Origin of the sequence: Moritella sp. Urea-trap-13, assembly GCF_002836355.1 — a bacterium.
Taxonomy (GTDB): Bacteria; Pseudomonadota; Gammaproteobacteria; order Enterobacterales; family Moritellaceae; genus Moritella.
Genome location: NZ_PJCA01000001.1, coordinates 378,619 through 401,854, shown reverse-complemented (window position 1 = coordinate 401,854; position 23,236 = coordinate 378,619). Strand labels below are relative to the sequence as shown.

General features: G+C 41.1%; 19 protein-coding genes. 10 read left to right on the top strand and 9 right to left on the bottom strand.

Translation table 11 applies throughout. The annotated features are described in order from the left end of the window. The first annotated feature begins 12 nt into the window (after positions 1-12). The 3 genes from arcB to CXF93_RS01790 all read left to right on the top strand — a co-directional run bounded on the left by arcB (position 13) and on the right by CXF93_RS01790 (position 4,154). The gene (arcB, locus tag CXF93_RS01800) at positions 13-2,361 is read left to right on the top strand and encodes an aerobic respiration two-component sensor histidine kinase ArcB (protein WP_101060596.1); all 2,349 of its coding nucleotides are present in this window, start codon (positions 13-15) and stop codon (positions 2,359-2,361) included. Continuing rightward, complete coding sequence (gene cls, locus CXF93_RS01795) at positions 2,354-3,826, top strand: cardiolipin synthase (RefSeq protein WP_101060595.1); 1,473 nt, start codon at positions 2,354-2,356, stop codon at positions 3,824-3,826. The genes arcB and cls overlap by 8 nt, the downstream gene beginning before the upstream one ends. A 61-nt stretch (positions 3,827-3,887) precedes the next feature. Beyond that, a complete protein-coding gene (locus CXF93_RS01790; RefSeq protein ID WP_101060594.1) occupies positions 3,888-4,154 on the top strand; it encodes a lipoprotein in 267 nt (88 codons plus the stop codon). Positions 4,155-4,273: 119 nt separating this feature from the next. On the opposite strand, the gene CXF93_RS01785 is transcribed toward CXF93_RS01790, so the two are convergent. Further along, positions 4,274-5,374, bottom strand: a complete 1,101-nt coding sequence (locus CXF93_RS01785; RefSeq protein WP_101060593.1) for a ketoacyl-ACP synthase III — start codon at positions 5,372-5,374, stop codon at positions 4,274-4,276. A gap of 618 nt (positions 5,375-5,992) precedes the next feature. On the opposite strand from CXF93_RS01785, the gene CXF93_RS01780 reads away from it, so the two are divergent. Next, positions 5,993-6,466 (top strand): Lrp/AsnC family transcriptional regulator, encoded by a 474-nt coding sequence (locus tag CXF93_RS01780; RefSeq protein WP_101060592.1) that lies wholly within the window; start codon positions 5,993-5,995, stop codon positions 6,464-6,466. 27 nt (positions 6,467-6,493) lie between these two features. On the opposite strand, the gene CXF93_RS01775 is transcribed toward CXF93_RS01780, so the two are convergent. The 5 genes from CXF93_RS01775 to CXF93_RS01755 form a co-directional block, all read right to left on the bottom strand. Continuing rightward, entirely contained in the window at positions 6,494-7,210 is a 717-nt protein-coding gene (locus tag CXF93_RS01775) for a DUF3581 family protein (RefSeq protein WP_101060591.1), read from the bottom strand. 114 nt (positions 7,211-7,324) lie between these two features. Then, positions 7,325-7,765: a hypothetical protein gene (locus tag CXF93_RS01770; protein ID WP_101060590.1), complete on the bottom strand. Its 441-nt coding sequence runs from the start codon at positions 7,763-7,765 to the stop codon at positions 7,325-7,327. A gap of 177 nt (positions 7,766-7,942) precedes the next feature. Then, positions 7,943-8,776, bottom strand: a complete 834-nt coding sequence (gene purU / locus CXF93_RS01765; protein ID WP_101060589.1) for a formyltetrahydrofolate deformylase — start codon at positions 8,774-8,776, stop codon at positions 7,943-7,945. A gap of 93 nt (positions 8,777-8,869) precedes the next feature. Continuing rightward, on the bottom strand, positions 8,870-9,337 hold the full coding sequence (locus CXF93_RS01760) for a YchJ family protein (protein WP_101060588.1): 468 nt from the start codon (positions 9,335-9,337) through the stop codon (positions 8,870-8,872). A gap of 9 nt (positions 9,338-9,346) precedes the next feature. Beyond that, positions 9,347-9,841: a DUF2947 domain-containing protein gene (locus CXF93_RS01755; protein WP_101060587.1), complete on the bottom strand. Its 495-nt coding sequence runs from the start codon at positions 9,839-9,841 to the stop codon at positions 9,347-9,349. Between the two features lie 220 nt (positions 9,842-10,061). Here CXF93_RS01755 and CXF93_RS01750 point away from each other — a divergent pair, with 220 nt between their 5' ends. Continuing rightward, the gene (locus CXF93_RS01750; RefSeq protein WP_101060586.1) at positions 10,062-11,048 is read left to right on the top strand and encodes a hydrolase; all 987 of its coding nucleotides are present in this window, start codon (positions 10,062-10,064) and stop codon (positions 11,046-11,048) included. 67 nt (positions 11,049-11,115) lie between these two features. On the opposite strand, the gene CXF93_RS01745 is transcribed toward CXF93_RS01750, so the two are convergent. Together CXF93_RS01745 and CXF93_RS01740 are read right to left on the bottom strand one after the other, a co-directional pair. After that, on the bottom strand, positions 11,116-11,547 hold the full coding sequence (locus CXF93_RS01745) for a universal stress protein (protein WP_101060585.1): 432 nt from the start codon (positions 11,545-11,547) through the stop codon (positions 11,116-11,118). A gap of 332 nt (positions 11,548-11,879) precedes the next feature. Then, positions 11,880-12,632 (bottom strand): OmpA family protein, encoded by a 753-nt coding sequence (locus CXF93_RS01740; protein ID WP_101060584.1) that lies wholly within the window; start codon positions 12,630-12,632, stop codon positions 11,880-11,882. A gap of 316 nt (positions 12,633-12,948) precedes the next feature. On the opposite strand from CXF93_RS01740, the gene CXF93_RS01735 reads away from it, so the two are divergent. The 3 genes from CXF93_RS01735 to CXF93_RS01725 all read left to right on the top strand — a co-directional run bounded on the left by CXF93_RS01735 (position 12,949) and on the right by CXF93_RS01725 (position 18,691). Beyond that, entirely contained in the window at positions 12,949-14,022 is a 1,074-nt protein-coding gene (locus tag CXF93_RS01735; protein ID WP_101060583.1) for an MBL fold metallo-hydrolase, read from the top strand. A 298-nt stretch (positions 14,023-14,320) separates the two neighbouring features. After that, positions 14,321-15,625, top strand: a complete 1,305-nt coding sequence (locus tag CXF93_RS01730; protein ID WP_232784057.1) for an OmpP1/FadL family transporter — start codon at positions 14,321-14,323, stop codon at positions 15,623-15,625. 9 nt (positions 15,626-15,634) lie between these two features. Beyond that, the gene (locus tag CXF93_RS01725) at positions 15,635-18,691 is read left to right on the top strand and encodes an Ig-like domain-containing protein (protein ID WP_101060581.1); all 3,057 of its coding nucleotides are present in this window, start codon (positions 15,635-15,637) and stop codon (positions 18,689-18,691) included. 107 nt (positions 18,692-18,798) lie between these two features. On the opposite strand, the gene norR is transcribed toward CXF93_RS01725, so the two are convergent. Further along, a complete protein-coding gene (norR, locus tag CXF93_RS01720; RefSeq protein ID WP_198551558.1) occupies positions 18,799-20,340 on the bottom strand; it encodes a nitric oxide reductase transcriptional regulator NorR in 1,542 nt (513 codons plus the stop codon). Positions 20,341-20,522: 182 nt separating this feature from the next. Here norR and norV point away from each other — a divergent pair, with 182 nt between their 5' ends. Further along, positions 20,523-22,040 (top strand): anaerobic nitric oxide reductase flavorubredoxin, encoded by a 1,518-nt coding sequence (gene norV / locus CXF93_RS01715; protein ID WP_101060579.1) that lies wholly within the window; start codon positions 20,523-20,525, stop codon positions 22,038-22,040. Continuing rightward, on the top strand, positions 22,037-23,197 hold the full coding sequence (gene norW / locus CXF93_RS01710) for an NADH:flavorubredoxin reductase NorW (protein WP_101060578.1): 1,161 nt from the start codon (positions 22,037-22,039) through the stop codon (positions 23,195-23,197). Before norV ends, norW begins: the two co-directional genes overlap by 4 nt. The last annotated feature ends 39 nt before the right edge of the window (positions 23,198-23,236 follow it).

Sequence of the window (23,236 nt, the reverse complement as noted above, 5' to 3'; positions counted from 1 at the left end):
TGTGGGTAATCCATGATTAAAATCAGAGCTTGGGCTCAGTACTATGTTGATATGCTCACTAAACTGGGTGTCATTCGTTTCAGTATCCTCTCAGCGGCCATGATCATTTTCTTTTCTATCATGATCCAAGCGAGCATTAATTATATTCTACGTGGTGAGGTTAAACTTGACGCTCTCTATGCGGCAATTCTATTCGCGATAATCGTTACGCCTTGGGTGGTGTTTTTCCTTTCTATCGTTGTCCAGCAACTCGAAGATTCACGCAAACGACTCAGTAAAATGGTCTACAAACTGCAAGAAGTACGTGCACGTGATTTACAACTACAACAAGAATTACAAGTAAACCTGATTGAACTTAATGCTGAGTTTGAAGAGCGTAAAAAAGCCGAAGCAGATAGAAATCAAGCATTCAAAGATTTAGAGAATGAAGTCTTTCACCGTGAGCAGGCACAATTAGTGGTGGAAGAACGCTCTGCGTTAGTCCGTTCATTTATTGATAGCTCGCCAGATTTGGTTTATTACAGTAATGAACAAGGCCAATTTTCCGGTTGTAACTTAGCGATGGAAGCGCTGACGGGTAAAATTGAAAAAGAACTTATTGGTTTAACCCCTTTTGATGTTTACGATACCGAGATCGCAGCTAAATTTGCGGCAACCGATAAAGCCGTATTAAGCACTCAGTTATCAGAAACCTACGAACAATGGCTAACTTATCCTGATGGTCATAAGGCCTGCTTTGAATTACGTAAAGTGCCTTTCTTTGGACGACGAAATGAATATATCGGGGTACTCGGTTATGGCCGTGATATTACCGAACGTAAGAAATACCAAAATGCATTAGAAAAAGCCAGTCGTGATAAAACTACTTTCATTTCAACGATTAGCCACGAATTACGTACTCCGTTAAATGGTGTTGTTGGTTTAAGCCGGATCTTACTTGATGGTTCACTCAGTGAAGAGCAGCGTCAGCATTTAAATACCATTTATGTTAGCGCCCAAACAATGGGTAATATCTTTAACGATATTATTGATTTAGATAAATTTGATCGACGTAAGTTTGAGATCGTTAATCAACCGATTGAGTTCAGAAGCTTCCTTAATGACATTAAAACCTTAGCGCTGTTACAAGCGGAACAAAAGGGGTTGGTATTAGCGTTTGATGTATTTGGTGATATCCCCGATTTTATTAATGCTGATGGCACTCGATTACGTCAAGTGTTATGGAATTTGGTGTCTAATGCGGTGAAATTTACCGATTCTGGTGAAGTTAGTATTCGGGTATTTACCAGTGAAGAAGACGATAATAGAATTGGTTTGACCTTTGAGGTTGAAGATACTGGTATTGGTATTTCAGCGGAAGGGCAAGATAAGATATTCGCGATGTATTATCAGGAGCAAGGCAGTAAACGTGCAACTGGTACCGGTATTGGCTTGTCGGTAGCTAAAAGTTTAATGACCGCGATGGGCGGTGATATCTGGGTCAGCAGTGAATTAGGTAAGGGGTCTTGCTTCACGATTGAGTTTGATGTCGATGGCGTGGAAAGTTTGCAACAGGGTGATATGGCGGAAAGTGAGCAAACTAAACTGTCTATATTACTTGTTGAAGATATCGAACTGAATGTCACTGTGTGTACCGCTATTTTAAATAAACTCGGTCATAGTGTTGACGTTGCTGTCGATGGTCACTGTGCTATCGAAATGGCAGAGAATAATCGTTATGATTTAATCTTCTTAGACATTAATTTACCGGATATGTCGGGTTTTGACGTGATTAAAACCTTACGTGAAAATAACACCCTGGAGTTACCGCCAGTTGTCGCGTTAACGGCTAATGTCATTAATAATCGCCAAGAGTATATTGATAAAGGTATGGATGATGCGATCAGTAAACCTCTCTCGATCAATGCCGTAACTGGGGTTCTCAGTCGTTTATTTAGCCCTGTAGGACAGGGGACGGAACCTCATCTGAATTATGCTGTTGATGAACTTACTGATGAACAAAAAATGCTCGATGAATATCTTGATGTTGATTTATTACAACAATATCTGGATACCTTAGGCAAAGATCTATTACTACAAAGTGTGCTTTTATTTGAACAAACCATGCCACATTATTTAACCTTATTGAATACGAATTTAACCGCGCGAGATCAAGATGCGATTGTTGATGAAGCGCATAAGATTAAGGGGGCGGCAGGATCGATTGGACTGATACGTATTCAACAGGTATCACAATTAGCCCAGTCACCAGAGCAACCAACCTGGTGGGAAAACATCGATGATTGGGTTGAACAAATAAATACTGAATATCAGCATGATGTTAATCGTCTGAAGACCTGGATTGAAAATCAAGATGGATAAATGGGATTCGTTTACTAATTTTATGACCTTACTGCTGGTTTTTCTGCATGCGGTGATCATTATATTAGTATCATTGCGGGTGATCACTAAACGACGTTCAGCTAGTATCTCACTGGCCTGGTTATCGGTGATTTACACGTTACCGTTTGCTGGGGTGATTATTTATCTGATTTTTGGTGAACTGTACCTGGGTAAAAAACGGGTACAAAGAGCTGAAACGATGTTTGATCCTTTTACCCAACAGATTAATCAATGTGCTGCGCCGTATCTGGTGCCTTATGATGAGGATAATAGAAGTTTAGTCACGTCATTGCGTGAGTTGATTTATGGGCGTTTTAAAATGCCGGCGGTAACCGGTAATCAACTGATGTTATTAACCAGTCCGCACGGTATTCTTGAGCAGATAATCGCCGATATTAACGCCGCAACCCAAGTTGTCTACTTCGAGTTTTATATATGGGCGGTTGGCGGTAAAGCTGATCAGGTGGCTCTGGCACTGATTAATGCCGCTAAACGTGGTATTGACTGTCGCGTCATGCTTGATTCTGTTGGCAGTTCACCATTTTTTAAAAGCCGTTGGCCGAAGCAGTTTAAGCAGGCAGGCATTCACCTTATTGAAGTATTGCCTGTCGGCCCGATGCGGATATTCTTTCATCGCCAAGATTTACGTATGCACCGTAAGCTTATCGCCATTGATAGCCATGTTGGTTATACCGGTAGTATGAATTTGGTTGATCCTCATGTGTTTAAGCAAGATGCTGGGGTGGGTGAGTGGGTTGATATTATGATCCGCATGCAAGGTCCAATTATTCCGATTACCGGTTCACTGCTGGAATTTGACTGGGAGATGGAAACCGGTGAAAGCTTAGTTAAAAACATGCTGGTTAAATGTAAGGAAAGCCCTGTATTTGATGAGAACAGTCATGTGCAAGTGATCCCATCAGGCCCTTATGTGGATGATGATAATATCCATCAAGTATTGGTTTCGGCGATTTATTCGGCGCAAAAGTCACTTATTTTAACTACGCCTTACTTTGTCCCTGATGAAGCGCTGCAAGCGGCGCTTAAAACCGCCAGTGCCCGCGGTGTGAAAGTACAAATTATTCTGCCAGCGAAGAATGACTCTCGTATGGTCGATTATGCCTGCAAGGGTTTTTTTGAGGAATTGCTGGTTTGTGGTGTGGAAATATATCAATACCAACATGGCTTACTGCACACCAAAAGTATTCTTGTCGATAATGAGCTATGTTTGGTGGGTACGGTTAATTTAGATAAACGCAGTTTTTGGCTCAATTTCGAAGTGACATTACTGATTGATCAGTCACCTTTTATTGCTGAACTTTATCAATTACAGTTATCTTATATCGCTCATTCGCATAAAGTATGCCTCACTCAATGGCGACAACGAGGTCGAGTACAACGCTTTTTAGAAAGCGTGTTTTATTTATTCAACCCGTTGCTGTAATGTTGAATAATAAGCAGTTGAAAATAAAAGTGATAATAATCAATGAAGAGCAGGAATTAAGATGAAAAAAGTAATTTTAGTAGCATTAACAGTATTTGGTTTAACGGCATGTAGTAATACCGAGACGACTGCGGAAACGGCAAAGGCATTGCCGACATTACCAACTTACGGTAATAGCTGCCCAGATGAACGTCCACAGATTTGCACGATGGATTACCGTCCTGTATGCGGCACTACTGAATCGGGTGAATTGAAAACATTCGGCAATGCATGTGGCGCTTGTTCAGATGCAACGGTACGTGGTTTCACTGAAGGTGAGTGTAAGTAGCTTCAGTTTAAGCAGTAGCTCCAGTTTAATTCGTAGCTAAAGGTTAATATGAAAAAAAACCAGTGAAGTGATTCACTGGTTTTTTTGTTTAATGACTACTGCTTACTTAGCTATCGTAATTAATCTGCTTGTGATTCACGGGCCAATTTCGCGTCTTGGCAGCCTTTAATCGCATCTTGGATCAATGCTAATGCTGTGCCATTGTATTCTGGTAATGTCACATCTGATGTTGCGATAGGCGTGGTTCTTTCACCCCACTTGATGACTGTCGCGCCCCACGTTAAGCCACCACCAAATGCAGCCAGTAATACGTTGTCACCAGCGTTAATACGGCCTTCTTCGAGTGCTTCACAAAGTGCAATCGGCACTGTTGCAGATGAGGTATTACCATATTTATGTACGTTCACCATTACTTTTTCTTTGCTGGCTCCCATACGCTTAGCTAAGAAATCGATGATACGTAGATTGGCTTGATGCGGAATAATAAAATCAATATCTTCAGGGGTCATGTGGGCTTTTTCTAGGGCAATCGCAGACGCTTCACCCATACGAGTTACCGCACGTTTAAAGATCTCTTTGCCTTCGAAGTTAAAGTCAAATAGACCATCAATATTTTTGAAACGCGCTCTGTCTGTACCAAAGTTAGGTACTGAAAGAATATGCCCAGCATCACCGTCACAGCCAATTTTGTTACTTAAAATACCTTGCTTTTCTGTGCTTGATTGCAGAATAACCGCGCCTGCGCCATCGCCGAATAATACCGCGGTACCACGTTCTGTCCAGTCAAGGAAATAGCTGATGCGTTCGGCACCGATCACTAATATCTTGTCCATTTGACCGCTTTGGATAAACGCATTAGCGGTACTCAAGCCATACACAAAACCAGTACAAGCGGCATTCATATCAAATACTGCCGCGTTAGTTGCGCCTAATTTAGCTTGTACTTTTGATGCCGCACTTGGCAGTGTGCAATCGGCAGTACAAGTCGCAAAGAAAATACCGTCAAGCTCTGATGCCTCAATACCCGCTGCTGCAATGGCTTGGCAAGCTGCTACATACGCTAATTCTGATGTACTTACATGTGAGATACGACGTTCTTGCATACCAGTACGAGACTGGATCCACTCGTCATTGGTATCAAGAAAAGTGCTGAGATCTTGGTTTGTTAGCGTTGCGGGCGGTAAGCATTTACCCCAACCGGTGATATTTGCATAGTGCATTAAAATTTACCTATGTTTGTGACTGGATAATACAGAGTGGGTCGTGAAATATACGCAATACGAAGTGATTAAGTATTTTATTATACGCTGTTTGGCTGAGTGCCAATTAGTATAATTAATCTTATTAGCCAATTATAGAGGTTAGCCTTTGAAAGTGGTAGTTAATTTGTAGTATCTGGGATGTCTGCTGGGAAAATCGCATACAAAAAAGGCACCGTTTAAGGTGCCTATCTTTGCGTTAATATTGCCTGTCATTGGTTATGACGAATATTCCTGGGTAAGGATTGGTGCCTGATTGGTTGCAAGAAGGGTACTTCTATCACCGCAGCGACCTAGGTTAAGGTGTTTGCTAATCAGCTTTTGGCGTTATCTTTAACTGGGTTTAGTATAGCCATAACGATTTGGAATGTGGTTGCGATGTTTGCATTAATTATCATGTTCTTCGCAATTACATTTGTATTTATCGTAATTATTGGCAATAATTAACCCTTGGGTTGTTTTGGTGCGCTATTTATATTCTAACTTTCATTAAATGGAGGCGATAATGACCAGAAAAATTGGCTTTTATGCCTTTATGCCTTTTAGCCTTTTATAATTTGATGATACGGAGATGCAAAGATGAAACTTGATCGCACGGATAAATTAATCTTAAATTTAATCCAAGAAAATGGCCGGATCAGTAATTTAGAATTAGCCGATAAAATTGGCCTGTCGGCGTCACCTTGCTCACGCCGCGTTAAGCATTTAGAAGAATTAGGCTTAATAGATAAACACGTGACCTTGCTTGACCAAGCCAAACTCGGTTTAAAGCTGACAGCTTATATCCATATTAGTATGGACCAACATACACCTGAGCGATTTGATAATTTTGAAGCGGAGATTGCCGCCATTCCTGATGTAATGGAATGTTGCATTATCACCGGTAGTGATGCAGATTTTCAGTTAAAGGTTATCGTACCGGATATGGATCATTACCAAGAATTATTATTAGGTAAGTTGACGCGTATTAAAGGGGTAACGGGGGTTAGATCGAGTTTTATGCTGCGTAATGTTTTAAGCCGAACGGTATTACCGCTCGACCATATTAAATAGTTGGTAATAAAAAAAACGAATAACGAATTAGCTCGCAGCAGCAAGGTATTTAGTCTTTGCCGATTGATAATCGGCAATTACACCGGCCATTACCGCTTCTTCGTAAGCGATCAAGCCGCTTAACAGCATTATTTTTTGACCTGTGCCGACTTTGTCATCACCTTCATAAAAATCGAACTTAAACGTCACCGTTGCACGCTTACCTTGCACTTCAATAATCGCTTCATCAAATTTAAGTTCAATGCTATTAACTTGTACGCGAGTCATGCTTATTTGCATTGATTTATACATGATTAAAGCACGTGCAGGGTTAAACATCAGGTTTTTTGAGCGCATTAATGGCACCATGATGTCGGGGAAATTCTTACCTGAGAACTGCACGTATTCTTTAATAATTTTACTGATTATACTTTCATCATGCGATGATTGACCGCCAAGCTCTAATTCCATAAAGGATTTCTGCTCGGGATTAAGTATTTCAGTTTTATTGTCTAATAACGGGGAGAATACTAGGTCTGTGTCGTTCTTAACCATACCGGTAAAGTCAATTTTCATTGTTTCAGATAAACCAAATTTAGCCAAAGAGACAGCAAAAAGTAAGTCGCCAGGTACACAAAAACGTTTATTATCCACATCATGGATCTTGTTATAATCGTTTGCTACCGTTTTAGCAAAGCGACTAGCCTGTTGTTGAGTAAAGCGAAAAGAGCTGTCTTTTTGAGAATAGAATTCGTTTAGAAACATATTTAATTAAGCTACGATAATGAAAACACCAGTTTACATTAAATTTGCTCATAGGCAGGTCGATCCAGTTGCAAGTCTGATTGTTTTAAATGCTAACTGGATCACGTCGTTAGGCTATTTTTTTACATCTGGAGTGACACTTCGTAATATACCAATGCCGGTATTAAATAAGCTTGAACTGGTTTTAATTAGCGTTTCAGCAGGCATAGTCGCTGCTGATCCCATCATGGTTGGGATAAACTTTTTAAAGGAATTATCAACTCCGTCTTCTACTTCTTTACTGAGTTGTGGTAAAAAATCGTCAATGATTTGATCAAGTTCCTGCTTCACATGCGCTTCTAGCGCTGGCTGTAGTTCAGCAATTTTTGCTTCTATAGCATCTGCTATCTCTTTACTTATTTGTGGCGATGCTTGGCTAATTGTAGCTTCTGCTTCGGTTTTTATTAAGGTGATTTGTGTTGCTAGGTAAGGTTTAATCACTCTATTGAATACAGATATAAAAGCCAGTGCGGTAAAGAGGCTACTGAGTAAGGCAGTAAAAATAATTGTTAGCATAATAAACCGTGATATGAGGAATAAGTGATTAATATTAGCAATATAGTGAATAGTGTAAAGGTAAATGTGAAGATTAACTGAGGTAGGCCCATAATGATTTATGAGCCTGACATTTTATGCCGCAGCTATTTCTTTGAAACAACTTTTTTTGCAGTGAGTGCTAAAATAGGCAAATGCCTAAAATACGACGGTGCGGTTTTCATAAATAAAGACGCGCTCTTCAAGTACCAGACGCAGCGCTTTACTGAGCACTGACTTTTCTACATCTTTTCCTGAACGTGCCATATCTTCGGCATTATATTTATGATCCACGTGGATCACGTCTTGCAAAATAATTGGCCCTTCATCAAGATTATTGGTGACGTAGTGGGCTGTGGCACCAATAATTTTTACACCACGTTCAAATGCTTGCTTATAAGGTTGTGCACCAATAAAAGCAGGTAGGAAAGAATGATGAATATTGATGATTTTATTTTCAAATGCAGCAACAAAATGTGGCGTTAAAATACGCATGTATTTTGCTAAAATAACATAATCCGGTTGGTATTTTGCTACTGTCTCAATGATCTGTGCTTCGTGTTCCTCACGGCTAATACCGACATGAGAAACCGTGTGATAAGGTACATCAAATTTTTCTGCTAATTCAGCAAGGCTATCATAATTACCAACAACTGCGGCGATTTCAACATCCAAGCCGCCGTAGTAATTTTTCATTAAGATATCACCAAGACAATGCGCTTCTTTGGTTACTAAAATGACGATGCGTTTGCGACCAGCTGACACTAGTTTGCGGTGCGAGCCTGTTGGAAGAGCACTATCCAGATCGGTAAGCAAGGTTTCATCGTTGAATATGCCTTCGAGTTCGGTACGCATAAAAAAGCGATTATGGGTGTTATCAACAAATTCGGTATTATTGGTGATGTTGAGTTGATGCTTGTAACAGATGTTGGTGATTTTTGAGATAAGTCCTTTTTGATCGGGACAATCAGCCAGTAATATTTTCTTTTCCATGATTATATCTACTACTTTATTTGATGTGTAATTGTCTATGGCTAAACAAGATATTTGTTTCTACTATCTGTTTAGCCATATTTTCTGCTGGCGTTAACCACAGCACTTTTTGTGTTTTTGACCACTGCCACATAAACACAGATCATTTCGACCTTGCTTAAGCGGTGCCGGGTTTAGTTCACCCTGAGTATAAAACCATTGCTGGTCTTCAACGATGAAGTTAGAACGCTCATGCAGACATGCCTCTTCTTCACCATCTTGAAACCAAGCTTTGAATTCTACTATACCAGTTTCGCTTTCTTCATCACCTTGACTCATGATTATTTCTAATCGTAACCATTGAGTATTTTTCGCCGTATCGGCAATTAAATCTTCATTTAAATCGCGAATAAAATCAGGATGATGGGTTGCCATTAAATATACCGGCGCATTATGCACATAAGCACTATAACGCGAACGCATTAGTTGCTCGGCAGTTGCAGCCGCTGCTATCCCATAAATATATTTACCGCAGCAATCTTTAAAGGGCATTGCTAAACCACAACTACAAGGAGTATGCATAATGGCTCTTTATTTTGCTGGCGCAACAGGTGCGCGGGTACCAATTAATACGCTACCGTTTTGTCGAAATGAGAGGGTTTCTTTGCGTTTTGCAGAGATTAATAGTGCGCCATCATCATAAAACAAAAAGTTTTTCCAGTTGCGTTTAAATGTGCCCCAGTTCGTTTCAATCATATTGAAGCGTTCATAGCAAAAATAAACTTTACTGTTATCATCCCAGGTTAGATGCGCGAGCACTGCTTCAGGTAACTCATTATTATCGTCATCATCCCAAGCTGTTTGCCAGTCGGCTTCTTGTGACCAAGTCTTTTGGTCGTGTGGCCAGTCGCCTTTACTGAATTGATCGGTAAAATTACATTGCGAGCTAATCAGTTGGCTCCACAGTTGGCTGGCTCTGGCTTTACTAAATGGTTTGATATTAGCTAAATCATCACTGTTAACAGGTAACGATTTATGATTAAAGATCCATTTTCGAGAATAAGATTCAAGTTCTATATAATTCATTAATGCTACTGGCTATAAATAAAATTATTTTCAGTTTACAACATTATTAACCTGGGCGGTATTAATTACTCAACTGGCCGTAATTTAACTATTTGTAATGTTATTATAAAGTATATTTGTAGTGTTATTATAAAATCTCCTAGTGGTGTTATTATAATATATCCAATCAAATGTAAGACGTTGTTTAAACGGTCAGTTGGTTAACTTAAGGTATTCAAAGATGTTTCAACCGAGTCAATTTCAGCCGCAGTGGTGGATGCGTAATGCGCATTTACAAACCATGCTGCCGACGATTAATCTTCGCAATCTGGAGATACCGACAATCAATGAAAGGCTCGAGCTTGAAGATGGTGATTTTCTTGATCTTGCTTGGACCACGAAGCCAACTGTCGAGAATAATAAGCCGATTGTTATTATTTTCCATGGGCTTGAAGGCTCTGTCGAGTCTCCCTATGTGAAGGGCATTATGCGGGCGGTCAGTGCGGCGGGTTGGATTGGATTGGTGATGCATTTTCGGGGTTGCAGTGAAGAATCAAACCGTTTATTACGCGCTTATCATTCCGGTGATACCAGCGATGCCAGTTATGTGATTGGATTAATTGCCAAACGTTACCCGAATGCGCCTTTATTTGCGGTTGGCTATTCACTGGGTGGCAGCGTACTCACGCATTATTTGGCTCAAACCGGTACAAAATCACAGCTGTTAGCTGCTTCAATTGTTTCAGCGCCATTGCTGTTAGCGGAAAGTGCTGAGCGGATTAAAAAAGGTTTTTCCAAAGCCTATCAACGTCGATTGATTAAACGTTTACAAGCCAGCGTGGTGCGTAAGTTTGAACATTTAGACATGCGTTCAGCGTTAGACATGACCACCAAGCAAGTGAAGAAGCTCAATACCTTTGTTGAGTTTGACGATCGGGTTACGGCGCCGTTACATGGTTTTAAAGATGCACTGGATTATTATAGTCAATGCAGTAGTTTGCAATTTTTGCACAAGATCCAAACCCCAACCTTATTTATTCATGCCGAGGATGATCCGTTTTTAACCAAAAAGGTGATCCCAAAACTTGAAGACATGTCTGCGAATATAGCATTCGAATTAAGTCGTTATGGTGGTCATGTTGGCTTTGTCTATGGTTCAATTTTGAAGCCAAAATATTGGTTAGAAGAGCGAATTCCGACCTGGTTCCATGAATTCACGCCAAAATAGTAACAATCCTCATTAAATCAATTGTTAACGAGGATTATTTTGAGACGTTATCTACGACTGGTCTTATCTATTTGACAATCAATACTGGGCAATGCGCATGGCGGGTAACCGATTCAGCCACACTACCTATCAATATATGCTCTAAACCTGTGCGACCATGGCTGGCGATAACGATCATGTCGCAATCAAAATCGACAGCTGCTTGGACGATCTCTGTTGATGGATGTCCTTCCAAGACCGCCGTGTGTCGTGGAATACTAGGCTTGATGTCATTGGTTAATTCGTCTAGTTTTTCTTGGGTTATTTTTAGCATATGCTCGTGAATATCACTTGGCGTGATGGCGAGAACCTGAAAACTATCGAAGCCATGGATCTCATTAATCACACTGACTAAATGCAAGGTAGCGTCATGTTTGATTGCCATTTCTGCTGCATAGCCTAACGCTTTATTGGCCGTGTCTGAAAAGTCGGTAGGGCAAAGGATATTGTTAATGGTCATAATGAGGCTCCAGATAAAGATAAGACTAACTAAATAGTCGTGAAATAATGTATTTACACTACTAAATATACTCATTTGGGGATGGTAAACTGTTACTTAGATCATAAAATACTATTTAAATATTTTGCGATGGCTATTTCAGTATAGAACAAGGCGATGTAAGTTTTGAAAAGAGTTATAGGCTAGATAATCATTATTTTTTAGCTGAATATGGAGCACAAGGTTGGGCGTCGCTAACCGAGGTAATATAACAACATAGATAAAAGGCCTGCGCGCTATTTATAACCTGCTATCGCCAGCCCTAATCTAAGTTTCGTGTGATGTGAATATGACTAGAATTGCATTGCCATTTCTTCAGCGTTGTCATCTCTTAAGTTATCGATAAACTCGACACTCACTTTACGATCTCGTGGATATTGAATCAGTTCGCCGAGTTCTGCACTGGCGAGATCGGCACCAAATGATTGTACTTGAATATTATCTTCGTTTACGCCAAACGCAATCAGTTTATCTTGTACTGCCACTGCTCTTTGCTGGGCTAAATTTGCGTTCAGTTCTTCTTGGCCGCTCGGATCGGTATGGCCTGACAACACGATACTCATGCTTGGGTTTTCGATGAGGTAATCAGCAATTTGCATTAGTCGTGCTTGATTAGTTATATCAATTGCACTTTGATTAACTGCAAATAGTAGGTCCAGTTGTAAAGCATCCATGACCAGTTGTTGGTTTACTTCTTCTGTCTCTGAAATGTTTTGAATTTGCTGGTCCAAAATTAATACATCGTGTTGTAGTTGGTTATTTTGTAATTCACTGGCGAGTAAGTTCTCTGTCATTTGTTGGTTTTCTACCATCAACTGGTCAGATTCAATCGACTTATCCCAAGTATTATTAATCCAATCACCTGCTGCGACGCCAAGGACCAAACCAATCGGGCCGCCAGCAATGGTGCCAACGATAATGGTAGATGAAAATACTCCAGCTTTTTCCCAGTTTGTTAGTGGCTCTTGTTCTGCTGCATTGGCTGAGATGCTAGTACACGCCATTGACGTGATCAGTAATGTTTTTGCGAAGATAGATTTTTTCATGGTCAGTTCCCTTATTGGTGTAAGACTGCTTAACAAGCTATGACTCTATTAAAGCAACCAATAAAGGCTTTTTGCTGCCAACAAAATGACAAGTTAGGTATCAATAATGACGAAAAGTGACAGAGCTTGAAAACATTAAATGTCACGACATCCATTAATTGGACTGGCATTAAAAGTACTATTTACAGTATTATTTTTAGTACTACTTTCAATGCAATGAGATATGAAACGCACATTAATTAGTTTCGTTATCGCGTTTTTGTTATTTTAAGACCCTTATAACAAGGGCATCGCTATTTATGACAGGAAGGGACGAATGAAGGGTTATATATTGAAAGTATTGTTTTGTAGCGTGATGACTGGGCTATTAGCGGGTTGCTCTACGTCTGTGGATGACTTAGAGGTATATCATCATCCTGACCTTACGCTGCAGCAAGTGGCGGGGAAGGGGCTACTGCAAGGTGACAAACAGTTAAATATTCAATATCTTGGTGTCGGTGGTTACTTATTTCAATATGGTGAAGACAGTATTATGACTGCGCCCTCTTTTACCAATCCGAGTTTGATGAATGTGACGTTGCCACTGTCAATTGCAGCGGATCACGATCTTATTGATAAATTATTACCGTTACCAGCAAAGCAGGCTGAATTTATTTTAGTGGGCCATGCACATTATGATCATTTGCTGGATGTACCTTATATCATGCAGCAACATATGCCGACGACAACGGTTGTAGGTTCGACGACGATGGAAAGTATTGTCACCGCCGTTATTGATGATAAACGTGTGCTTGATATTACTGACTATGCTGCGGTTGGTAAACAGCCGGGCAGGTGGTTATATAACGATAATAATACTATCCGAATGATGCCAATTAAATCCGACCATGCACCGCACTTTATGGGCATAAAAGTAATGTCAGGAAAATATACTGAGCCTTTAACTGAATTGCCAAGTACTGCTTATGGCTGGAAAGAAGGACAAACCTACGCGTATGTTATCGATTTTTTAGACGCTCAACAGCAGTCCATTTACCGTATCCATTATCAAGATGCCGCCAGTAATTCGCCAGATGGATTGATGCCAGTAATGGCTGATACCAAGGCCGTTGATATGGCGATATTGTGTGTTGCGGCCTTTCATCAAGTTGATGATTACCCTGAGGCTATCTTGCAACAGACTAAACCGAGCATGATTGTTATGGGCCATTGGGAGGACTTCTTTGGTAATAACAGCTTCGATAACAACAGTTTTAATAATCATAGCCAAGCCCTGAAAGGAGTGAGGATGACCAATATCGATGATTTTATACAGCGGGTTGAAGCGGTTAAAACTGACGGTGCCACTGCAGTATTACCTGCGCCATTTTCATGGATTTCTGCTTATTAGCATATCTGCGCATTTAGTTTGAGTATAAACACTAAGTAAATTGAAATAACTAAGTCAGGGTCAGTGTAATAAAAACAAGGCATGAGTTTGTGGTTCATGCTTCTAGCTCATTAGTGTCTGAATGATGGCATAAATAGATTTATGCACGGCATTGAGTATGGCAATTAAGGTATGTTTACTCCCAGAAAATGACAACATGTCCGCTGGATGTGTTTCACAATTTGATCTGTATTCCGTTGTTGTGGCTGGAGCCACTAGAGAATACTTATTTTAGTTTCGCTAAATGGAGTTAGCACCAATGACTAAGAAAACACTTTCTAACAATATCTCTCTACTTACTGCATCGGTAGCTTTCGCGCTGAGTGCGGGAACTGCTCAGGCCAGCCTCGGCAACTTAGGCACAACATTTGGTTTATCACCTGTCGATATTGCCTCTGCTCAATCTTTTTCTTTATTTAATTCGCAATCATCTGCTGCTTATTACAATCCATCGGCACTCGCCACGGCAGACCAAGGCGAGATGTATGTTGGTTTATTATCAGCAACCCCAGATATTACTGCTGGTGAGCAAGCATTTGATGAAGCCACGCAACCAATACTTGCTGGCATGAATGTTAATGTGAGTAACTTATTTAATTTTTCTTATCCTATTTATTTTGGCTTGATTGCTGGTATCGAAAATTACGGTACTGAGATGATGGCGTTTAGCTCGTCAACATCAGAAACTGGTCAGTTAGCTAATTATGGTGAGAAACCATTGTTTGTTGCGGCATCGGGTTCAATCCAAATTATTCCTGGTTTAACTATTGGTGGTGGCGCGCAAGTGTCTTTACATGCTGATGCGGCGATGAATTTAGAAAGTGAATTGGATGGTACCGCTGCGGGCAATGAGAGTGTCGCCATTGCAGCAGAACCAGTTATCACCCCTATTGCCGGTATTACCTTAGATTTTGGCCGTATGATGTGTGGTAGTGATACAACTTGCTCGGGTAATGGTATTACTTTTGCTGCTGCTTTTCGTGGTGAAAGTTATGGTCAAGCCAATATTAAAGCGGCTGCCACTATTACCCAAACGGTCACAGACCTACCAATTAACTTATTAACGTATGATGCTTACCAGCCAGATATTATCTCTGCAGGCGTACGCTTTAAAGCGGGGATTGTTAGTTTAGCTTTGAGTGCTGAACAGCAAAGCTGGTCAGACTTAAATACCTTAATGTTAGACGACACAGTTAAAGACCAAGCGAGTGTTGGTTTTGAAGATATTATTATTCCCCGTGCCGGTATTGAGCTTAATTTTAACGATACGATTAAATTAATGGCCGGTGCAAGTTATGAAGTCTCACCTTTAGATCCTGAAGAAGCGACCTTGGATGTTAATTACCTTAGTGCTGACAAGTTAGTCGTGGGCGCAGGTTTTTCTTATTTTCATAAAGGGACTGGTTTAACGGCTTACCCTTGGCAGATTGATTTAGCCTATCAACTACAAGTGCTTGATCCAACGGACCATACTATTTCTCATCAAGACAGTGCTAATAATTCATCGGTTGAATTAGAAGGTACGGTATCAACAATTTCACTGTCATTCGCGACTAAGTTTTAAGGCGGCTTTATGAAAATCATTAACACTAAGTTTAATGCTTCTTTTAGCGCTTTTGTTAAGAGTAGCCTTGTTACTTCAGCCATTATGTTGAGTGGCTGTGGTGCTGAGTTACAAGACAATGAAACAACTGAAGACATAGTATTAACGGCCGAAGAAAGTCGAGCTGCATTAGCGGCGCGTCGAGCGAAAAGTTTATTTGATGCCCATGAGTTCTATTCATTCCCATCAAACGGCCAAGCAGATGTTGCGGTTAATACCTCGGTATTACTGTCATTTTCGCATCCGTTAGATACCTTTTTATCGCAAATTTTTAGCTTGACAGACAGTGCTGGTAATGTCGTTGAGGTAACATCGGTTGAAGTGACTGAGAGTAGTTTTGCGATCGATCCAGAAAACCCACAAGCTAATGGCTTAGCCTTTAAACCAGCGCAAACGCTAAAAGCGGGTGAGCAGTACACTGTCACTTACGCAGTTGGTTTGATTAACGAAGCGGATAGTAATAAAGAACTAACTGCAGCGCGTACTGCACAAGACCCGCTTACCTTCACCACTCGGTTAGCGAAAGATTCGGCTAATTTTGCTTTGGATACGGACGGTTTTTTCCCAAGCGATGAATTACCGTTTACGACGTTCACGACATTACGTCTACGCATGACTAATGACATTGATACCAAGACCTTAGTTACTGGTGATAGCTTTAAATTCCAGAAAGTCGGTACAAGTGAGCAAATTGCTGGTGATTTAATTGTCAAAGGTCGTTATATCACGTTTGATCCGGCGACAGATCTTGATGTTGATGGCAGTTATGAACTTATCGTCAGTGATGGCGTTAAAGACAAGGCGGGTAACAGCTTTACGGGTTTAGAAAAAACCTTCACGGTATTAGATTCAGGTGAGCATGCATTTAAACCAATGAACGTCACCATGAATGATAATAGCCAAGCATCACCTTACTCTGGGGAGTTGACCAATGCGGTAACGATAAAGTCGGTGCTGATTGGTGGTAATGATACGACCTATGTGGACTCAGATTTAGTGACTGAATTAGCGAACTTGGGTAACTTTGATGACGCTACGCCACTGGTTATTCGTAAAGGTTCTATTTTAAATAGCTCTAGCTTAACAGTGAAAGTGGGCGGTGAATTCCCGACTGGTTTCGATACCGGTAATATTCGTATGACTAACATTTCTGATGCCACCGGTTATTTAATTAATAATACCAGCTCAGAGCATAAGTACGCACCTAAGCAATTACATCTGTTTATGGATGTCGCTATGACGACTGATGGTTACGACGAAGCCGGTAAGCTCAATGGCAAAGCCAATGGTGGTTTAAGTCAGAATATCATGCATCTTGAATTGATGGGTACCGTGAGAACGGAAGGCGCAGCGATGATTATTGATGCGGTCAGTGAAATTGATGTGAAGATCTTAGGCGTTGATAATGCTCACGCACAAGTATCATTCCATATGGAATCGTATACTGCGGATGCAACCCCTGAAGCCGTCGTTGATACCTTATCGCCACAATTCCAATCTGCTTATCCGGCGGAGAATATTACCCACTTTAGTTTGGGCGATAATGTTATCGTTACTTATGACGAACCGCTTGATTTAGCCTCGTTAGAAAGTCTTGTGTTGAGAGATGAAAACGGGACTCGGGTTGACGCAATCATTAGTCAAGATGGCTCATCGATTGTGATAGATCCTGTTGCTAGCTTATCTTCGGCAACGGATTATACCATTACTGGTAGTATTCGTGATTTAGCGGGTAATCCAGCAGCCGTGCAGCAAACATTGACCACACCCTATAAAGCCCAAGCATTAAGACAAACATCGCCTATGGTTGAAGGCACCGTTCCTGGTTATACCTGTGCACTGATTGAAGCTAACTATGCTAATGATATAGCCGGTCGTTGTGATGGTGGATTAGCTGATGATGATAAGTTTAATATCTTTAGTTTACAGGCCGAACGCGACATCTTTATTGCCTTTAGTCAGCCAATCGACAAAGCAAGTTTAATACTTGGTAGTAGCTGTAATAGTGGTTCATTCCGCGTTGAAGTTGTGAATAGTGCTGGTGTTTGTCAGTCAACGGTACCGGGTGTGATGGAGTATGATAATAAGATCTTAACCTTCTCGCCAACGGATAATTGGCAAGATCAAGGCGCGAATGTTTATCAGTATTCGTTAATCTCACAGGAGAATGCCACGCAAGCGCAAGTCGATTGTACTAATGGCTCTGCGATCTGTAGTGAAGCCGGTTATGCATTACAGACGACATTATTGAAAGAGTCGAGTGCTGAAGACCAAGGCGGCCCTGATATCCGCATTCCGTTTAGAGCTGCTCCTACCGATAAATTTGTATTTAACCCACTGATGATGCCTACGACAGATAGTAACCGTGATTACCGTTGGAATGAAGGCGCTGAAACGCTTACCAGTAACTATGCAAAATTAAGAGTACAAGAGGGTAGCTTTGGTGGTCTACTGACAGCTGCTCAAACGGGTTGTGCTATTGGTACTCGTTGTGATGAAAATTATTCGAAGACTTTTATTAGCGCCTTTATGCCAACAGAAGTGGGGGAGTACGATGCTATTAATAATCGTATTCCGGTAACTATTCATGCTCAACAGATGATCTCATCAGATGTTTATGTACAAGCTAAGTTAATTGGTATTATCAATTCTGATACCCCGACTGGCACTATGATTATGCGTCCGCGTTATCCTACTGTTGATGGTAAAACAGTGGTGCCAACGGGTTATATTATTTGGAATGAAGAGACGCAGCAACTTAACTTTATTATTGAACTTGATGTATATATGGATTCGCCAAATATGCATGTAACCTTAGACTTATCGCATAACTTACACAGTTATCCAATCACCATGGATCTGCAAGGACCTATTGAGTTCTTAGATGATGGTCGTATGGAGATTAGTTTAAGTAATAAAAACAATATCGAGATTGATGTAAGTATTGGTGGTGGAAGCGCCACTATGACGCTCGAGTTAGTACCTGGCGCGGTATCACTTAGGCAGATTTCATTACCGATGAAGTAATGATGGCGTAGTTATTTATTACTTTAGCGAAAACCAAGGCCGCACATTTCATAAATAGAAATGTGCGGCCTTTATTCATTCAGTTTTACCTTTTTATTTTGCTAATTTTATTGTTTCAATGCTATCCGCTTGGCTAAGCGGTGTAAGTTGCCCACATCGATTGAAAGCTGGCGCGCCGTTGCAGCCCAGTTATTATCATTTTCTTGCAGTGCATTAGTGATCAACTGTCGTTGAAATTGTTCGGTGGCCTCGCGTAAATTATCCACGGGGATATTCGTCACGGCGAGTGTCGGTTGCGTGATCACATCTGTTACTTCAAGTGGGGAATGTTCAATCCTAAAATGTGAAGGTTGTAGTATCACTAATTCATCTTTAGCTTCTGCTTTGGCGAGAATAGCAGCACGATTAATGCTGTGTTCTAGTTCGCGGATGTTCCCTGGCCATGGATAACTCATCAGTGTTTTTTGGCAAGCAGTACTTAAACTCAAATGGCTTAATTGCAACTTGCTGCGACAGCGTTCCATAAAGAAACCGGCCAATAATAGAATGTCTTCGCCGCGTTCACGTAAAGGCGATACCATAATAGGAAAGACACTCAGGCGATGGTAAAGATCAGCCCTAAATCGACCTGCAAGGACTTCCTCTTTTAAGTCTTTATTGGTTGCCGCTATGATGCGAGTATCGACTTTTAAATTGCGGTCATCACCAATACGCTGTAAATCACCATATTGTAGAACCCGCAGTAATTTTGCTTGTAAAGTCAGGGTTAACTCGCCAATTTCATCAAGAAATAAGGTGCCTTTATCGGCTAATTCAAACTTACCACTGCGATTACTGATAGCGCCGGTAAAGGCGCCTTTGACATGGCCAAACAGCTCACTTTCGGCGATAGATTCGGGTAATGCTGCGCAGTTAAGGTAGATCAGCGGTTTATCTGCTCGGGACGATTGCTGGTGGATTGCGGTGGCAACGAGTTCCTTACCCACCCCTGTTTCACCCAATATCAAAGCCGTCATATCGGTGCTGGCCACAACGCTGATTTCTTTTTTTAAGGCTTGGACTTGCACTGACTGACCAATAATTTCAGTGTTACTTTGTGGTTGATGTTTGGCTGGGTCGGACTCTGCCATGGTGCCTGCCACTTTTTCCAGCTTATCCATCAATAACGCGATATTTAGTGTCGCTGCTGCCAATGCACTTACGGTGCGTAGTTCATCATTGCTGAAGTTATCAAACTGGTGAGGATTAAAACCATCGATAGTTAGCGCACCAATCAGGCGTTGATTTGCCATTAAGGGCAAGCCGACACACGCATGCACATGCAAATCACCTTGGTGCGAAGTAATAAGGGCATCATAAGGGTCGGGTAGGTCGCTATCCGCTGGAAATCTGACGACATCACCGGCTCTCGCAATCGCTTCTAATCTTGGGTGCTCATTGATATTAAATTGCCTGCCTAATACATCTGCACTCAGACCATTAATGGCTAAGGGTTTGAAATGTTGCCCTTTAAACTCTAACAGTGCCGATGCATCGCAGTTGAATAGCTTGCGCATGGTGGTGAGTAAGCGTTCGAAGCGATCTTGACTGGAAATATTGGTGGTTAAATCCAAGGCGATATGGATAAGATCTTTAGTATCATGCTGCATAGTTATAATCATATAAAAGACTGTCTTATCGACAGTGTATAGTCATAATGACAATGTGTAAAGGTAGTCATTATGACAGTGATCGTATGTCATATATATTAAAATCAACAAGTTAACTTTTGGCACGGTAGATGCAATTACTAGAGTATATAAATTCGTAAACTCTTTAATTGGAATACAATATGACTATTCATGTGAAAAGTAATATCTCTTGGGTTGGACAACGTGATTGGGAAGTGCGTGATTTTCACGGTACTGAATTTAAAACTGAAAAAGGCACAAGTTATAATAGTTATCTGATTCAAGAGGAAAAAACGGTATTAATCGATACGGTTGACCACAAATTTTGTTACGAGTTTATTCAACAATTAGAATTAGAAATAGACCTTAACAAAATTGATTACATTGTTATTAACCACGCAGAAGAAGACCACGCAGGTGCACTAGCGGCGTTGTTAAATAAAATTCCCAATACGCCGATTTATTGTACCGAAAATGCCATTGATTCAATTGTAGGCCATCATCACCAGCCAGATTGGAATTTCAATGTGGTGAAGACGGGTGACAGTTTAGATTTGGGTAATGGCAAGCAGTTAGTGTTTATTGAAACCCCGATGCTGCATTGGCCTGACAGTATGATGACGTATATGACCGGGGATGCAGTACTGTTTAGTAACGATGCATTTGGTCAGCATTATTGTGATGAACGTTTATTTAATGATGAAGTCGATACTAAAGAGTTAATGGATCAGTGCCTGCGTTATTATGCCAATATTCTTACACCATTCAGTGCGTTGGTTACCGCTAAGATCAAAGAAGTATTAAGCTTGAATGTACCTGTTGATATGATTGCAACGGCGCACGGTGTGGTATGGCGTGACAACCCAATTCAGATTATTGAGCAATATCTAACGTGGGCAGATAAATATCAAGAAGACCGCATTACTATTTTTTATGATTCAATGTCGAACAATACCCGGATGATGGCGGATGCGATTGCTCAAGGTATCCATGAGGTTGATAGTCAGGTTGCGGTGAAAGTATTTAATGTAGCACGTCATGATAAAAACGAAATTTTATCCAATGCCTTTATTTCCAAAGGTGTGCTAGTCGGTTCATCAACGATGAATAACGTGATGATGCCGAAAGTAGCTGGCATGCTTGAAGAGATCACTGGTCTGCGTTTTAAAAATAAAAAAGCAGCTGCATTTGGCAGTTATGGTTGGAATGGTGGCGCCATTGATCGCATTGAAAGCCGCTTAGACGACGCTGGTTTTGAACGCTTCGAAAGTCTTAAAACGAAGTGGCGACCAGACGGTAAAGCAATATTAGCCTGCCGTGAATATGGCCGTATGATCGCCAAAGAGTGGGCACTAACAAGCGCCGCTGTCGTTAATGTATCTGTACCTGCAGCAAATCAAGCAATACAAGAACAGGCAGTACAAGAAACAGCGCCAGAATCACAGCCACAAGCAGTTGCAAAGTCGATACCAGAAAATCCGGTTGTCCAATTTGATGTAGATAGCTCGATGTTATGCACTGTCTGCCAGTGGGTATACGATCCTGCGCAAGGTGAGCCGAATCAAGATGTCGCCCCCGGCACTGCATGGTCAGATGTACCGGATTACTTCCTCTGCCCTGAATGCGGGTTAGGTAAGGATGTATTCGAAGAAATAAAAACCAAGAAGGCGGTAGCATGATTGGTGGTAATGAAAAATCAGTCGTTATCATAGGCAGTGGCTTTGCTGCCTATCAATTAGTTAAATCAATCCGTCGTGCAAATCAGGAACAAGCCATCATTGTCATCACAGCAGGTAGTGGCGATGATTATGTTAAGCCAGAATTAAGCCATGTATTTAGTAAAAAACTCACAGCGCAAGACATGGTCAAGCAAAGCGGCACTGACTTTGCCGCGGAATATAATATTACCCTGATGAACCATACTCGTGTTGATGACATTAATCGCACCGAAAAAACGGTGAGTTGTCAGGGTATCGCAATCGCCTACGAAAATTTAGTACTGGCAACAGGCGCGCAATCATTTGTGCCCTTTGTTGATGGTGATGCGGCGAAAGACATTATTACCTTGAATAGTCTGGAGGAGTATCAGCAGTCACAAGATAAGTTGGCTGCGGCTAAATCGGTATTGGTGGTTGGTGCGGGCTTAGTGGGGACTGAAATCGCGATGGATTTAGCCATTGCTGATTATAAGGTGATATTAAGTGATCGTGCTGATGCATTATTACCGAGTTTATTACCTGAATTTGTGTCATCTCAGCTTTACCAAACCATGAGAAGACAAGGGGTGGAATTACAACTGGGTAATGAGCTCAGTAGTATGACTAAAATAGACACTGGCATTACGGTTAGCTTTAAGAACGGGCATACCGCTAAAGTTGATAGTGTGGTGTGCGCAGCAGGTTTGAAACCTAGTACGGCATTAGCCAGTCAAGCTGGTTTAGCCGTTAATCGCGGCATTGTTGTTGATAAACAGTTAAGCACAAATGATCCACATATCTTTGCCATTGGTGATTGCGCTGAGATTGACGGTAAACATTTAGCGTTTTTACAACCAATAATACTCAGTGCTAATACGTTAGCGAAAACCCTAACAGGCGCTGTGAGCGAAGTTATGTTTCCGGCGATGTTAGTTAAAGTGAAAACACCACTATTTCCAATTCAATTAAGCGGCAATACCACAGCTACTGATGCGAATTGGCAAGTAGAGTTGACGACATCGGGTATGACGGCAAAGGCTTATGATAGTGCAGAGCAACTAATTGGTTTTGTGGTGACACAAGCGAATATGCCTGAAGCATTTAAGTTATTACGCTTGTTGCCTAAGGTGATGAACTGATGTAATCATTGAATGATTCATTCTAAAAAAACAACAGGT